Here is a 15,267-nt window from a genome sequence, read left to right as displayed (position 1 = left end):
GTGCGATCCCCGCGAACACATTGCGCCAGGCGGGATAATGACAGGCCTGCCTCAAATCGTTCAAAAATTAACCACTTTCGACGTCTCCCCGGTATTGTCCCTTGTCCACCCATCACTCCCGGGCGCCCTTCGCCCTTCAGCCGGCACGGCTTCACTGGCGCGACGATAACGCCCCCGAAGCCGTCGACTACGGCGATGTCTATTTCTCGCGCGACAACGGCCGACGCGAGACCGAGCATGTGTTTCTGGCCGGCAATCGTCTGGCGACGCGCTGGCACGACTGGCTCGAGGCCCGCCCCTTTGTCATCGGCGAAACCGGTTTTGGCAGCGGGCTCAACGTGCTGTGCGCCGCCCACGACTTTCTGGTGCAGGCCCCCGAGAGCGCCCGACTGCATATCGTCTCCACCGAGCAGCACCCGTTCACGCGCGAGGATCTGGCGCGCGCCTTGAGTCACCACGAGGATGTTGCCGCGCTGGCCCGCGCATTGATCGATCAGTGGCCGCCGGCCCTGTACGGCATTCATCGCCTCACACTGCACGAGCGCATCACGCTGGATCTGCACTTCGGCGACGCCGCGGCAAGCCTCGAGCAGCTGGAAGGCCGGGTGGATGCCTGGTTTCTGGACGGGTTCGCGCCGTCGAAAAATCCCGACATGTGGTCGGAAAGACTCTTCGCTGCACTCGCCGGCGCCAGCCGGGAGGGCACGACGTTGGCCACCTTCACCTGCGCCGGTATCGTCAAGCGCGGACTGCGCCAGGCCGGTTTCGAGATCCACAAGATGCCGGGATTCGGCCGCAAGCGCGAGATGCTTGGCGGGCACATGCCCATCCCGCCGCCGACCCATCCGCGCCAGCAGAGACGGCGACGCCAGACGCCCTGGATGATCGATGCCGCGCCGCGCCCGGCAGCCAGGGACGACCACGTTGCCGTGATTGGCGCCGGCATTGCCGGGGCAAGCGTTGCCCACGCGCTGGCGCGTCGCGGCCGGCGCGTCACCCTGATCGACCCGGCCCCGCCCGGCAGCGGCGCCTCGGGCAACCGCCAGGGGGCGCTTTATATCCGCCCGGCGGCCGAGATCAACGACCAGAGCCGGTTCTATCTCGCCGCCCTTCAACATACGCAGCGCTTTTTGAGCCGGGTCGACCCCGAGCACGCGCTGTGGCATCCGAGCGGCGTGCTGCAGCTGGCCACCAGCGAGCGCGAAACCGAGCGTCAGCGGCGCTGTCTCGAGCACTGGCAGCTGCCCGAGAGCGTGGTGCGTGGCGTCACGCGAGAGGCGGCCGAGCAACTGGCCGGTCAGACACTGGCCGAGGGCATTCAGCACGGCCTGTACTACCCCGGTGCCGGCTGGGTCCGCCCGGAGCGGCTATGTGCCCGGCTGGCCGCCACGCCCGGCATCACGCAGCACCAGGCGGCCCTTGAGGCGATACATCAAAACGGGGCGCGCCATGTGCTGGCGCTCAGTGATGGCACCCGCCTGGAAGCCGATCACGTGGTGCTGGCCTGCGCCGATGGGGCCGGCCGGCTTTCGGCATCCGGCTTTCTGCCGCTGCAGGCCGTGCGCGGTCAGGTGAGTCATTACCAGCTGGATGAGACGGCACAGTCGCTGTCGCCGCGCTGCGTGGTCTGTGCCGGCGGCTATGCCCCACCGGCGTGGGCGGGTGTGCAGAGTCTGGGCGCCTCGTTTTCGCCCAACGATCGCGATCTCACGCTGCGCGACGAGGATGACGCCTTCAACCTGAGCGAACTCGAGCGCACCCTGCCCGAGCTGGCCCGGGCCCTGCAGCAGGCGCCGACCCTGCCCTCGCGCAGCGGGCTTCGCTGCGCCAGTCCCGACAAGTCCCCCTACGCCGGGGGTCTGCCGCAGGTGGCGCACTGGCAATCGGTCTATGCGGGGCTGGGCTTTGACGCCACGCGGGTGCCCGATGTGCCGGGCCACTATCAGTCGGGGCTATGGGTGACGCTGGCCCACGGCTCGCGCGGGCTGGTGAGCGCCCCATTGATCGCCGAGCTGCTGGCCTCGCGCATCTGCGAGGAGCCGCTGCCGCTGCCCGACACCCTGGTGGATCATCTCAATCCGGGACGGCGCCTGATTCGCGCCATCATCCGTCGCGAAACGCTTTAGCGGCCGGGCTATTGGATGATGCGCTGCAGGGCCTCCCGGTCCAGACAGCGGTAGGAAAACGAAGGACGCCCGACCTGGCCATAGGCAAAGGATTCGGTGAGCAGGCCGAGGCTGGCCAGATACTTGAGATACTTGCGAATCGACACCCGCGACATGCCGGCCACCTCGGCCAGCCCCTCGGTGGAAAACCCGTCTCCGGACAGCGAGAGAATGGCCTCGCAGACCTGCGCCAGGCTGTGGGGCGTCAGCCCCTTGGGCAGGCCGTTGAGACGTCTGGGGGCATTACCGTCGGCGCGAAAGAGGGTATCCAGCGTCTGCTGATCCACCTGATGGTTCAGCACGTCCAGCGCTTCGCGGCGCTGTCGACAGGTCTCGAGCGCCTCGCGAAAGCGCTTGAACTCGAACGGCTTGACCAGAAAGTCGTTGATCCCCAGCCGCCTGGCCTCGCGCACGGTCTCGGTCTCGGAGGCCGCCGTGATCAAAATGACGTCGGTATCGGTATCACGCTCGCGCAGCCAGCCGGCGATCTCCAGGCCGCTGCGCTTGCCCAGATAGACATCCAGCAGCACCACATCGACGCTTTCGCGCTCCAGCACCACCAGCGCGGTAGTGACGTCGCTGCAGCGCCCTGCCAGCTGCATCCCGCCGACCCGGGTGAGGTAGTCGACGTTGAGCTTCATGACCATCGGGTCATCTTCTACGATCAGTACTCTCATGTGTGGCTGCTCTTGAACCTGATGTACCCGGCCGATCGGCCGGTATCGCCGATCATTGAGGTGTCCGTTCGCTCGACGCATCGTCGTGCGGGCGCCCGCTGGCGGGATGATAGGGATGGCTGACCTCGATCAGCGTCCCCTGCCCGGGCGATGAATACAGCGACAGGGTGCCCTCCACGGCATCGAGCTGCTCGCGGACCAGATAGAGCCCCAGCCCGCGCTGCTCGCCCTTGCTGGAGACCCCGTGCTCGAAGATGCGGGCCTGACGCTCGGGCGCGATACCCGCGCCGTTGTCCTGAATCTGCAGCGACAGCGTGCGCGCCTCCAGCGCCATGTGAATGGCCACGCGGGGGTCATCGCGGCCATCAAGCGCTTCGAAGGCGTTTTCCAGCAGATTGCCGATGATGCTGATCAGCGCATGGACCGTGGCCCCGTCACCGGCGCGGGGAATGGCGGTATCGGCCTCGACGCTCAGCGTCATGCCCTTCTCCCGGGCCTCGCTCTGCTTGCCGATCAGAAAGCCGGCCAGCACCGGGTCGCGCACATGCTCGACGATCGATGCCGACACGGCGTGGCGATAATCGACCAGCTCGCGCAGATACTGCCTCAGCGCCGGCAGATCCTCGAGCTGGGTCAGCCCCAGAATGACATGCAGCTTGTTCTTGAATTCGTGCGTGGTGGCTCGCAGCGCTTCGGCGTAGCGCCGTACGCCGGTCAGCTCCTCGGCCAGCGCCTGCATCTCGCCACTGTCGCGAAGGGTCATGACCGCCCCGACCAGTCGTCCGTCGGCCAGCATGGGCTGATAGTTGCCCAGAAAGGCGCGCCCGCCCAGCTGCATGCGGCGATTGATCACCGGTCGGTCACTGAGTATCTGATCATCATTGTCACTGCCGGGCAGCAATACCTCGAGCCGCGCCCCCGGCCTGATGCCGTGCGCCTCGAGATCGCCCAGCAGTGAGCGCGCCGCGGGGTTGATCAGCGTCACGCGGGCCCGGGCATCGACGGCGATGACGCCCTCATGAATGGCGTCCAGCGTGACCCGCCGCTCGGCCACCAGGCGGGCAATATCGTCCGGCTCCATGCCCATCAGGCGCCGGCGGATGGTGCGCGCCAGCCACGCCGAGCCCAGCCCGCCGATCACGACAACGGCCAGAAAGAGAAACAGCAGCCGCTGATGGGAGGCCGCACGCAGCGGCGCCAGATGCGACAGCGTCACGCCCACGGAGACGGCGCCGATGATATCGCCCTTCGCGTCATGCACCGGGGCAAAGCCGCGAATGCTGGTGCCCAGCGTGCCCACGGCCAGCGAGGCGTAGCGCTCGCCCGCCAGTGCCGGGCCTTCATCACCGCCGCGAAAAGGGTGGCCGATCCACGCCCGGTTGGGATGGGTCAGGCGAATGCTGTCGGGATTCATGATGACGATGAAGTTGACGTCAAGCAGCTCGCGCAGCGCCTCCATGCGCCGTTCGATATCGGCCGCCGGCGACGGCGGCTCGCTGCGCTCGAGCGCCTCGATCACCTCGCTGCTGCGCGCCAGGGTGGTGGCCAGATTGACCACGCGCTCCTTTTGCACGCGCGTGGTACTGCGCCAGAGCTGATCGCTGAACACGCCATAGGCCACGATCAGTGAGGCCATGATGGTGATGAAGGCCAGCAGCGCCGCCAGGGTGTTCAGGCGTACCGGCGATCGACGCGGCCAGGGATGTTCATTCACGTCCGGGGCATGTCCTGTCATGGGTCGCCTCATGGGCGGGCTCTCTCATATCGGCACCACTGTGCCAGCGCACGGGCGGGTCTGATCGTGGCGTCCGGTCGGGCGAACCACCGGCGGCGATTCAACCTTGGTGTTATTTCCCGGCGCGCCACATTATGAGCAGGCACCGCACGGCGTTTTCATTAGTTTCAAAAGGTTTTCTTTAATTCGTAAAGCTTGGTCACGGGCGGCGCGTCCGTAATCCTCGCGTCAGCCTGTCAGGGGGCTGCATGGTGCATCGCGGCACTGCCCTGACACGGGGTCTTTCTTATCCCATCCGTTTTTTGATCCAAGGACAACAGGTCACTGCCATGTCACAGTCCGACACTGCGAGGGCAAGCCATTCGCCCGCCCCCGGAACCCCTCTTGCTTCCTGGCGTATCTTCGGCCTATCCCTGCCCCTGTTCGCCGTGGTGCTGGCCGTACTGATCGTCGCCATGATGCTGGATGCCCTCCCGACCGGCATGATTGGTGCGCTGGCGACCATGATGATTCTGGGGGAGCTGCTGGGCTTCATCGGTGACCGCCTGCCCATCGTGAAAAGCTATCTGGGCGGTGGCGCCATCCTGGCGATTTTCGGTGCAGCGACCCTGGTCTATCTGGGGTGGCTGCCCGAGAGCGTCAGCGACACGGTCGCCTCGTTCATGAAGGGCGGCGGTTTTCTCAATTTCTACATTGCGGCGCTGATCACCGGCAGCATTCTGGGCATGGATTCCAGGGTGCTGGTCAAGGTCGGCACCCGCTTTGCCCTGCCGCTTTTGTGCTCGGTGCTCTTTGCCGCCCTGTTTGCCATGGGCGTCGGTCTGTTGCTGGGCTTTTCGCCCCAGGACGCCGTGGTCGTCATCACCCTGCCCATCATGGGCGGTGGCATGGGCGCCGGTGCCGTGCCGCTGAGCCAGATCTACGAGCAGCTGCTGGGCCAGCCCGCCAGCTACTACATCTCGATTCTGGTGCCGGCGCTGGCGCTGGGCAACGTCTTTGCCATCATCATTGCCGGGCTGCTCAACGGCCTGGGCAAGCGCATCCCGTCGCTGACCGGCAACGGCCAGATGATGCCGGGTGTCGAGATCAATGACAGCGACACCACCCCGGAGCTTGGCAAGCTGGGCATCGGTGTCGTGGCGGCGCTGAGCTTTTATGTGGCCGGCGAAATTCTGGGCACCGTCATTCCGCTGCACCCCTACGCGCTGATGATCATTCTGGTCGCGCTGGTCAAGATCAGCGGCCTGATGCCGGAGAACATCAACGACGCCGCAGCGCAGTGGTTCCGCTTTGTGGCCAGAAACTGGACCTTTGCCCTGCTGTTCGGCATCGGTATCGCCTACACCGACCTGGGCCAGGTGATCGACGCCATCTCCATCACCTATGTGCTGATCGTTCTCGCCGTGGTCGCCGGTGCTGCCTTCGGGGCAGGTCTGGTGGGCCGGCTGGTGGGCTTCTACCCGATCGAGTCCGCCATTACCGCCGGGCTGTGCATGGCCAACATGGGCGGCACCGGCGATGTGGCGGTGCTGTCGGCGGCCAACCGCATGCAGCTGATGCCCTTTGCCCAGATCTCCTCGCGCCTGGGCGGCGCCCTGATCCTGCTGGTCTCCAGCATCATCGTGCCGCTGCTCTTTGCCTGACGCCAGCGCCACGCTGTCCGACCGCGCCGCCCTTCCGGGGCGGCGCGGTCGTGTTACCCCGGCAGACAACGGCCTGCGTTAATCGCCCTCTTCCTCATCGTCGGCCACCTGACGGCCGAAATCGCGCCACTGCGACAGCGTCATCACCTCGGTGAGCTCGGTCTGCAGATCGTGCACGATCAACAGCTCGCCGCGCTCGAGCTGGGCGCGCACTTCGCCGATCCAGCCGCGCTCGCCCTCACCGGTGTCGGTGGTGTCATAGCCCTGACGGGTGACGAACTCCGCCAGCAGCCGCTCAAGGGTCTCCGGGGGCACCATGCGCGAGGGTACTTCCACGAATCGTCCACTGCTCATGTCGCGCTCTCCGATGATGTCGGGTGTTCATGACGGCGCAGCAGGGTCAGCAGGGCCTGTTCCTCGACGACCTCTACCCCCAGCTGCTGTGCCTTTTCCAGCTTGCTGCCGGCAGCGTCGCCGGCCACGACCGCGTGCGTTTTCTTCGACACGCTGCCACTGACCTTCGCGCCCAGCGCCACCAGTCGCGCCTTTGCTTCGTCACGGGTCAGGGTTTCCAGCGTGCCGGTCAGCACCCAGGTCTGGCCGGCCAGCGGCTGCTCGCGCTCGCCGACCTCGACCTCCTCCCAGACCACGCCGACGCGAATCAGGTCCTCGATCGTCTCGCGGTTGTGCGCCTCGGCAAAGAAGCTGTGAACATGGCTTGCCACGACCGGGCCGATATCGGCCACCGCCTCCAGCGCTTCCTGCGAGGCATCCATGATCCGCTGCAGCTCACCGAAGTGCTGCACCAGCGCCCCGGCGGTCGCCTCGCCGACCTCCGTGATGCCAAGCGCGTAGATAAAACGCGCCAGGGTGGTGTACCGCGAGCGCTCAAGCGACGCCACCAGGTTGTCGGCCGATTTCTGCGCCATGCGCGGCAGCTCGGCAAGCGATGACGCTTCAAGCCGAAAGAGATCGGCCGGGGTGGTCACCCAGTCGCGTTCGACCAGCGCATCGATCAGCTTGGTGCCCAGCCCGTCAATGTCCAGCGCCCGGCGGCTGGCAAAGTGCTTGAGCGCCTCCTTGCGCTGGGCGGGGCAGAACAGCCCGCCGGAACATCTGGCATCGACCTCGTCACCGATGCGCTCCACCCGCGAATCGCACACCGGGCAGTGCTCGGGCATCACGATGGCGCGGGTGTCTTCCGGACGCTCGTCGAGGAGGACGCTGACGATCTGGGGAATCACATCCCCGGCCCGGCGGATGATCACGGTGTCACCAATGCGGGCATCGAGGCGCTCGATCTCGTCCATGTTGTGCAGCGTGGCGTTGGAGACCGTGACGCCGGCCACCTGAACGGGTTCCAGACGCGCGACCGGCGTCAGCCGCCCGGTACGCCCGACCTGAAAGGCGACATCGCGGATGACCGTGGTCTGCTCCTGAGCGGGGAACTTGAAGGCCATCGCCCAGCGCGGCGCGCGCGAGACAAAGCCCAGCTCGCGCTGGGCGCGCAGGTCATCGACCTTGAGCACGGCGCCATCGATGTCGTAATCAAGCGCATCGCGACGGCTGCCCATCCGGTGACAGAAATCGACCAGGGCGTCGGCGCCCGTCACCACATCAATCTCGGGGCTGGTACGAAAGCCCAGCTCGCGCAGCCTGTGCATCAGCGCCGAGTGGCTCGGCTTTAAATGCTCATCATCGATGCGCGCTACCTGATAGGCACAGAACTCCAGCGGCCGGGCCGCGGCAATGCCGGGATCCAGCTGGCGCAGGCTGCCGGCGGCCGCATTGCGCGGGTTGGCAAATACCTTGCTGCCCCTGTTCCGGGCGTCCTCGTTGAGCGTTTCGAAACCGGAGTGGCTCATGTAGACCTCGCCGCGCACTTCGAGCAGTGCCGGCAGGTGATCGCCCCGCAGTCTGAGCGGAATGGATTTGAGCGTGCGCAGATTGGCCGTAATCCCTTCGCCGGTGCGGCCGTCGCCGCGGGTGGCCCCCTGCACCAGCAGACCGTTTTCATACACCAGCGACACCGCCAGCCCGTCCAGCTTGGGCTCGCAGCAAAAGCGTACCGACGCGTCGTCGGTTTCCAGCCGTTCGGCGACGCGACGCGCAAAGGCGCGCACTTCCTGCTCATCAAAGGCGTTGTCCAGTGACAGCATGGCCACGGCGTGGCGCACTTCGGGAAAGCCCTCGGCAGGCGGTGCGCCCACGCGCTGGGTGGGCGAATCCGCCGTCACCAGCGCCGGATGCTCGGCCTCGAGCTCCTGCAGCCGGCGCAGCATATGGTCATATTCGGCATCGGGAAGGGTCGGCGCGTCCTCGACGTAATAGCGGTGGTTGGCATCTTCCAGCCGGGCACGCAGCGAGTCGACTTCCTCGGCAATCGTGTCAGCGCTTTTTCTGGCACACATGGCAGTGATTCGTTCCGTTTGGCATGGCCGCCGGACATCATGTCCGACCGCCGCAACATGGGTCAGCAGGCATCGACATCAACAGGGCCATGACCGGCCCCCGAAATAATCAGGGGGCCCGAAGGCCCCCAGAAAGCGTACGGCAAACGCGTGCGCTACTGCGCCTGATGGCGATGCAGCCGCCAGCGACGCTCGAACTCGTGCACGCGCTGACGGGCGAACTCGACGGTCTGGGCCGTCATGACGCTGTGATTTTCATCCTTGAGCTCGCCGCCCAGATTGCGCACCAGCACCATGGCGGTTTCAAACATGGCCTCGAACGCATCGCGCGAGGATTCGGCGCTGGGCATCGGCATCAGAAAGGTCACCCCGGGCGTGGTCTCTTCTTCCATCACCTCCAGATCGAAGGTGCCGGGCTTGACGACATTGACCATCGAAAACTGCAGGGGGCTTTCGCTGGACTCGGTCTCGAAGCGATGAAACACGCCGTGATCGTCCAGGCGCAGGCCACAGGCGAGGACCAGCTGCAGCAGATCGGGGCCGTTGAAGCCGTCCTCGTCGCGGGACATGACGCTGATCACCACGATCTCTTCGGCCTCGGAGAGCACGGTGCGCGCCCGCTCGCCCGCCACCATGCCGCGGGCGGCGCGCTCGAGTGCCGGATGGCGGGCCTCCCAGGGCTCGCTGTCAAACCGTGAACGGGGCGGTGCCATCTCATCAAACTCGGGCTCACGCTCGTAACGCGGCGCCGGGGCCTCTTCACGGTCGATGTCGGCCTCATCCGGCAGAGGGTCGTGGCGGTCACTGCGAGCGAAGAGCGGATCGTCGTCGAATTCATCATCGCGATAGCCGGGGCGCTCGGGCATCGTCGGCGCCTGCGAGCGGCGCACGTCGGACGAGCGCGGCGCCTGACGGGGCTGCTGCTGACGCGAGTCGCCCTTGCCCTGGCCAAACGGGAAGGCCGACTTCAGGCGACGGGCGAACTCGTCGCGACGCCGCGGGGCTGCCTCCTCCATGACGTCGTCCTCCTCGTCGCCATGATCCGCGCCAGCGTCGACATCACGCGGGGCGGGACGACGCTGGCGCGCGTGATGGGCCGGCATGTCACGCTCATCGTCGATTTCTTCATCGGGGAAGCGGTCGGTCTCCGGTGCCGGCCATGTCTCCATGCCGGGCGCATCGAAGCGCTCGTCGCCACGGTCGTCCATCTCCCGGTCGCCCCGGGAGACCACGCGGGCGCCCCCGTTGGGCAGTTCCCATTTCATGCGCTCTTCACGCTCGATATCTTCCTGATCGCGTGCCGGGGCGTCGGGGTCAATGTCGCGTGACAGATCCATTCGCAGGCCGCGTCGCTGCCGCTGCAGACGCCGCACCCCGTCGACCAGAATGATGGCGACGAGAACCAGCCCCAGAATAATGAGCCACTCTCTCAATTCCATGTAATCATGCCTGTTGTTGGCACCATGTCAGAGCCGGACATGGCGCGATCGCCTTTCGAATAAATGGACGAATGCCTCTCACCGCGTGAAAATTGTCGTCCGATGACAGCAATATGACGTCAAGAAACCATATTGCGCAATCGCCCTTCGATTATATCCCTGCGAAAGTCCCTGCTGCCAGGTGCCGGCCTTCAGCCCCCGTGCAGCGTTCGCCCCGGGTTACACCTGCGCAAGTTCGGCGGCCTCCTCCACGCCCACCGAGACCAGACGTGACACGCCCGGCTCCTGCATGGTGACCCCCATCAGGCGGTCTGCTGCCTCCATGGCAATCTTGTTATGGGTAATGTAGATAAATTGCACATTTTGCGACATCTCGCGAACCAGCTTCGCGTAACGCCCCACATTGGCATCATCCAGCGGCGCGTCCACCTCGTCGAGCATGCAAAAGGGTGCCGGATTGAGCTGGAAGATCGCAAATACCAGAGACAGCGCCGTCAGCGTCTTTTCTCCGCCGGAGAGTAGATGAATGGTGCTGTTTTTCTTGCCCGGCGGTGTCGCCATGATGGCCACGCCGGTCTCCAGCAGGTCTTCACCGGTCATGGTCAGCCAGGCAGAGCCCCCGCCGAACACGCGTGGAAAGAGCTCGCCGAGGCGCTCGTTGACCTCTTCAAAGACCTGTTTGAAGCGCGTGCGCGTCTCCTGGTCAATCTTTCGGATGGCCTGATTCAGGGTGTCCAGCGCCTCGGTCAGCTCGTCATGCTGGCCCTGGAGGTAGTCACGCCGCTCGAGCTGCTGCTCGTACTCCTCGATGGCGGCCAGGTTGATCGCGCCGAGGCGACGAATCTTCTCGCCGACCGATTCCAGCTCGCTCTGCCAGGTCTGATCACTGGCCTCCTCGGCCAGATCCGCTTCCAGACTCGCGCGGTCGTGGCCCAGTTCCGTGATCTGCTGCTCCTGGGCTTCGGCCTTGAGGCGCAGTGCCTGCACATCCATGCGCTCGGTTTCGAGCTGTTCACGCAGGGTTTCCAGCTCGCGCTCGTGCGCCTGACGCTTGTGCTCGAGCTCGCGCATGGTGTTGCTGATGGTACTGGCCTCATCGCGGCACTCATTGAGCAGCTGCTCCTCGCGCGTGCGCTGATGCAGGGCCTCATCGAGGGATTCACGCAGCGCCTCAATGGGCTCGAGCGCCTCCTCGCGCTGCGCCTGCAGCATCTCGCGCTTCTCTTCAAGGCGCGCGCGCTGATCCCCGGCGCGGGCACGCTGACCGTCGATGCCCTGAAGCTCCGTGCTCAGGCGCTGATGCTCGAGCGTCAGAGCGTTGATGGCCTCGCGTGCCGGCGACAGCCGTGCGTTGACGGCTTCGCGCGCCTCACGGGTCTCGCGGCGCGCCCGTTCGAGCGCCTGACGCCGGGCATTGTGGTCCTCGACCACTGCCTGCGCCCGGTCCCGCTGCTCGCTCGCCTGTTCAAGATTGAGCCGCTGTTCCTCGAGCTGCTCGCGCAGACCGGCCAGCTCTTCTTCAAGCTCGCTGTCGCGACTGCGCAGGTGCTCGAGCCGGCTGCCCAGACGCGACTCCTCCAGTGCCAGCTGCTGACGGCGCTGCTGCTGCTCGCGCTGCCGGGCGTAGAGCGTTTCCAGCGATTCATTGTCGCGAATGCGCTGCTCGCGCAGCTGCTCGATCTGCGCCTCATCACGGGCCATCTGCTCATCCAGCCCGGCAAGCTCCAGATCGATGTGATCGCGACGCTGGCGATTGGCGACAACACTGCCGGTCTGTTCATCATGGATCTGGCGATGCGCCCAGCGGCGGCCCAGCCACAGTCCGGAGGGGGCAATGACGCTCTCTCCGGGCGCAAGCTGCTCGCGCATCTGCCACGCGCTGTCGTCATCCCCGACCGTGTGGACTCGCCCGAGCACGTCCGCCAGCGCCTCGGCGCCCGTCACCCTGGCCGCCAGCGTGCCCTCTGGGGCCGCAGCGTCCGATGGCCTGTCGTCCAGCAGGGTCAGCGCACCGGCCGTCAGCGCCTGAACGGCCGCGCCGGCGCGCGTGATATCGCGCACCCGCCCCGCCAGCCACGGTCTCATGACCACATCGGCCGCGGTTTCCCAGCCGGGCTCGACCTGAAGACATTCGGCAAGCTGCACCGCGTCACTCAGGTCATGCGCGGCCAGATGGGCATCGAGGGCGTCATCACCGCTGTCCAGCGCGGCCCGGATCAGCGCCTCGAGCGAGGCGCGCTCGCCCTGCAGGGCACTGCGCCGGGCATTGTGCGCCTCGCGCGTGTCGCCCAGCGTCTGCAATCGGGTTTCGACGTCATCCAGTCCCTGCTTGAGTTCAAGGCGTCGTGACTCGTCTGCCTCGAGCTCGAGATCCAGCTCGGCCAGCTGCTCGGCGGCCATTTCACGTGCTTCGACAAGCGCGCTCTGTTCGGGCAGTTCGTCACGCTGGCGCTGGCGCTGTGCCAGGCGCGTCTCGAGATCGTTGATCACGCCGTCGAGACGCTGCACCTCGCTCCGGGCGCGCTCGGCGCTGCGACTCGCGTCTTGATGCTGCTCGTTGAAGGCCTCCCAGGCTTCCAGCGCCTCCTGTTCGCGCGCGCCGGCCTCCTCGAGCCCGGCCTCGATCATCTCGTGCGCCTCGCGCGCGCTTTCGAGTTCGGGCGCCAGCGCCTCGAGCCGGGTAGTGATCTCCCGGTGACGTACCTCATCCTCCCCGGCCAGACGCTCGAATTCGGCCAGGTCGCGATCGATGGCGGCCATATCGGCCTCGCTCTGCTGCTCGCGGGCCCGGGCGCTCTCGAGCTGCTGTTCCAGCCGGGCGATGGTCGCGCCGGTGTCATAGAAGGCGCGCTGACGCGCGTCCAGCGTCTCTGCCAGATCATCGTGCTGACTGCGGGACTGCTCCAGACGGGTTTCGCTTTCACGCATGCCGAGCACGTTGCGCTCGACGCTGTTTTCAAGCTCGCGAACCCGGGTCTCGCGCGTTTGCTGCTGCTCGCGCAGGGCCCGGGCGCGGATCAGGGCCAGCTCGCCCTTGAGGCGATGTTCGCGCCCTTTCAATTCGCGGTAGCGTCTGGCGGCGTCGGCCTGACGCTTGAGGCGCTCGAGCTGCTTGTCGAGCTCCTCGCGAAGGTCATCAAGTCGCTCGAGGTTTTCGGTGGTGCGCCGCATGCGGTTTTCGGTTTCGCGGCGGCGCTCCTTGTAGCGCGAGATGCCGGCGGCCTCTTCCAGCGTGGCGCGCAGCTCCTCCGGGCGCGCCTCGACCAGCCGGGAGATCATGCCCTGACCGATGATGGCGTAGGAGCGCGGGCCCAGCCCGGTGCCCAGAAACAGATCGGCGATATCGCGGCGGCGGCATTTCTGACCGTTGAAGAAGTACTGGGACTGCCCGTCACGACTGACCAGTCGGCGCACGGCGATCTCGGCGTACTGCGCCCAGGCCCCGCCCAGCTTGCCTTCACGGTTATCAAAGGTGAGCTCGATCGAGGCCTGCCCGACCGGCTTGCGCCCGGTGGAGCCGTTGAAGATGACATCGGCCATCGATTCGCCGCGCAGGTACTTGGCCGAGGACTCCCCCATCACCCAGCGCACGGCATCGATGACGTTGGACTTGCCACAGCCGTTGGGGCCGACGATGGCGGTCATGTCGGTATCAAAGGGGACTGTCACCGGGTCGACAAAGGATTTGAAGCCGACCAGTTTGATCGATGTCAGGCGCATTCCAGTGGCGGGCTCCGGGAACAAATCAAGCGGCGGATGCCGGGCAGCGACACACAGGCGTCGCGGTCGCCGGACCGCGCCGCAACAAAGCGCGCCACTCTACTACGATTGGCGTCCTTTCTCCATGTCAGCGACTACCGCCACCCCGGGGTTTCGGTTACCCTGGTCACATTAGCCGGATCAGGTTGGCATACGGCCCTTCAGGGTGACGTTCGTATCACGCTATCCTTGTAATGACGCCGCAGGTGTCACCGGTCATGTGTCAGCCCATCGGATGCCCCTTCAGGGAGTTGCCTTATGTCAGCCCATACCGAGCCACGTTTCTTGCACCGCACCCCCAACATTCCGCTGGTCGAGGATGCCTGGGAGGAGATCGACGCCAGCGAGCTGGTCGAGGTCCCCCTGCTGGGGACCGTGTCGGCCGGTCTGCCGATGGAGGCCTGCAGCGATGACGAGACGGTGCGCATCCCCTCGCGCATGGTGCGGCGCAACACCTATGCCCTGCGGGTGCGGGGCGATTCGATGATCGACTGCAACATTCATGACGGCGACATCATCATCATCGAAAAGCTCGAATCTGCCGAAAACGGCGAGACGGCGGTGGTGCTGATCAACAATCAGGAAGTCACGCTCAAAAAGGTCTACATCGACAAGGCGGGCGTACGCCTGCAGCCGGCCAACGAGACCATGCCACCCATCTATCTGAAAAACGACGATATTCAGGTGCTGGGACTGGTCATGGGCGTGGCGCGGCGCCCGGCCAACACGCCTCTCCACGCCTCCTGACATGCGCTACCTCGTCCCTGACCTCGAGCCCCCGCACTATCACGAAGAGAGTCTCGAGGTGCAAAAGAGCCGCTTCATTGCGCGCGTGGCGCATGCCACGACGCCCGAGCAGGCTCAGCAGCTGATCGATCAGGCGCGCCTGGATCACCCCGACGCGTCACACCACTGCTCGGCCTTTATCGCCGGGGCGCCGGGGGAGCAGCACGCCATCGGCTTTTCCGATGATGGTGAGCCCGGCGGCACCGCCGGCCGGCCCATGTATCAGGTGCTGGAAGGCAGCGGCACGGGTCGGATCGCTGCCGTTATTATCCGTTATTTCGGCGGCACCAAACTGGGCACCGGCGGGCTGGTGCGGGCCTATTCGAAGGCGCTGCTGCAGGCGCTGGACACCCTGGCCACGCGGGAGCACGTTACTCGCCGTCCGCTGTGGCTGACCACCGACTTTGCGCTGGAACACGAGCTGCGCCGCTGGGCCGAGCTCAACGATGCCCTTGTCGATCAAACGCGCCACGATGCCGAGGGTGTCACGCTCGGCCTTGCCTGGCCAACGGACCGTACGCCCGATATCGAAGGGCTCAATTCGCGTCTCAAGGGGCGTCTGACCTGTCATGACGAGGCGCCCGGGGCGCCGGCCTGACGGCCCCGGAATCGACACCCGGCCCATGACAACAGCCCCATTCCCCTGTCTGAC

Annotated in this window: 10 protein-coding genes; 4 read left to right on the top strand and 6 right to left on the bottom strand. The window is 65.9% G+C overall.

Annotated elements, in window-relative coordinates:
- Positions 1-101: 101 nt before the first annotated feature.
- A complete protein-coding gene (gene mnmC, locus M1D97_RS04930; protein WP_456269629.1) occupies positions 102-2,126 on the top strand; it encodes a bifunctional tRNA (5-methylaminomethyl-2-thiouridine)(34)-methyltransferase MnmD/FAD-dependent 5-carboxymethylaminomethyl-2-thiouridine(34) oxidoreductase MnmC in 2,025 nt (674 codons plus the stop codon).
- A gap of 8 nt (positions 2,127-2,134) precedes the next feature.
- On the opposite strand, the gene M1D97_RS04925 is transcribed toward mnmC, so the two are convergent.
- Positions 2,135-2,842 (bottom strand): response regulator, encoded by a 708-nt coding sequence (locus M1D97_RS04925; RefSeq protein WP_456269628.1) that lies wholly within the window; start codon positions 2,840-2,842, stop codon positions 2,135-2,137.
- A 52-nt stretch (positions 2,843-2,894) separates the two neighbouring features.
- On the bottom strand, positions 2,895-4,577 hold the full coding sequence (locus tag M1D97_RS04920) for an ATP-binding protein (protein ID WP_456269627.1): 1,683 nt from the start codon (positions 4,575-4,577) through the stop codon (positions 2,895-2,897).
- Between the two features lie 329 nt (positions 4,578-4,906).
- On the opposite strand from M1D97_RS04920, the gene M1D97_RS04915 reads away from it, so the two are divergent.
- The gene (locus tag M1D97_RS04915) at positions 4,907-6,220 is read left to right on the top strand and encodes a 2-hydroxycarboxylate transporter family protein (protein WP_456269626.1); all 1,314 of its coding nucleotides are present in this window, start codon (positions 4,907-4,909) and stop codon (positions 6,218-6,220) included.
- Positions 6,221-6,298: 78 nt separating this feature from the next.
- Here M1D97_RS04915 and M1D97_RS04910 read toward each other — a convergent pair whose 3' ends face one another.
- From M1D97_RS04910 to smc, 4 genes are all read right to left on the bottom strand, one after another.
- Entirely contained in the window at positions 6,299-6,574 is a 276-nt protein-coding gene (locus tag M1D97_RS04910) for a YheU family protein (protein ID WP_456269625.1), read from the bottom strand.
- Entirely contained in the window at positions 6,571-8,631 is a 2,061-nt protein-coding gene (gene ligA, locus M1D97_RS04905; RefSeq protein ID WP_456269624.1) for an NAD-dependent DNA ligase LigA, read from the bottom strand. The genes M1D97_RS04910 and ligA overlap by 4 nt, the downstream gene beginning before the upstream one ends.
- Before the next feature lie 155 nt (positions 8,632-8,786).
- Complete coding sequence (zipA, locus tag M1D97_RS04900) at positions 8,787-10,070, bottom strand: cell division protein ZipA (RefSeq protein ID WP_456269623.1); 1,284 nt, start codon at positions 10,068-10,070, stop codon at positions 8,787-8,789.
- 219 nt (positions 10,071-10,289) lie between these two features.
- Positions 10,290-13,790, bottom strand: a complete 3,501-nt coding sequence (smc, locus tag M1D97_RS04895; protein ID WP_456269622.1) for a chromosome segregation protein SMC — start codon at positions 13,788-13,790, stop codon at positions 10,290-10,292.
- 297 nt (positions 13,791-14,087) lie between these two features.
- On the opposite strand from smc, the gene M1D97_RS04890 reads away from it, so the two are divergent.
- The gene (locus tag M1D97_RS04890; RefSeq protein WP_456269621.1) at positions 14,088-14,576 is read left to right on the top strand and encodes a LexA family protein; all 489 of its coding nucleotides are present in this window, start codon (positions 14,088-14,090) and stop codon (positions 14,574-14,576) included.
- A gap of 1 nt (position 14,577) precedes the next feature.
- Positions 14,578-15,213 carry an IMPACT family protein gene (locus M1D97_RS04885; RefSeq protein WP_456269620.1) on the top strand — a complete coding sequence of 212 codons (636 nt, stop codon included), beginning with the start codon at positions 14,578-14,580 and terminating at the stop codon, positions 15,211-15,213.
- Positions 15,214-15,267 lie beyond the last annotated feature (54 nt).

This window comes from Kushneria sp. AK178 (assembly GCF_053903105.1).
Note: the sequence above shows the minus strand (reverse complement) of the source record. Positions and strands in the feature narration are given on the sequence as shown.

Bases quoted from the DNA above. Each gene is read 5' to 3' on its own strand.
- smc (WP_456269622.1), bottom strand. From the start codon at position 13,790: ATGCGCCTGACATCGATCAAACTGGTCGGCTTCAAATCCTTTGTCGAC.
- zipA (WP_456269623.1), bottom strand. From the start codon at position 10,070: ATGGAATTGAGAGAGTGGCTCATTATTCTGGGGCTGGTTCTCGTCGCC.
- M1D97_RS04885 (WP_456269620.1), top strand. From the start codon at position 14,578: ATGCGCTACCTCGTCCCTGACCTCGAGCCCCCGCACTATCACGAAGAG.
- M1D97_RS04925 (WP_456269628.1), bottom strand. From the start codon at position 2,842: ATGAGAGTACTGATCGTAGAAGATGACCCGATGGTCATGAAGCTCAAC.
- M1D97_RS04915 (WP_456269626.1), top strand. From the start codon at position 4,907: ATGTCACAGTCCGACACTGCGAGGGCAAGCCATTCGCCCGCCCCCGGA.
- M1D97_RS04920 (WP_456269627.1), bottom strand. From the start codon at position 4,577: ATGACAGGACATGCCCCGGACGTGAATGAACATCCCTGGCCGCGTCGA.
- M1D97_RS04910 (WP_456269625.1), bottom strand. From the start codon at position 6,574: ATGAGCAGTGGACGATTCGTGGAAGTACCCTCGCGCATGGTGCCCCCG.
- M1D97_RS04890 (WP_456269621.1), top strand. From the start codon at position 14,088: ATGTCAGCCCATACCGAGCCACGTTTCTTGCACCGCACCCCCAACATT.
- ligA (WP_456269624.1), bottom strand. From the start codon at position 8,631: ATGTGTGCCAGAAAAAGCGCTGACACGATTGCCGAGGAAGTCGACTCG.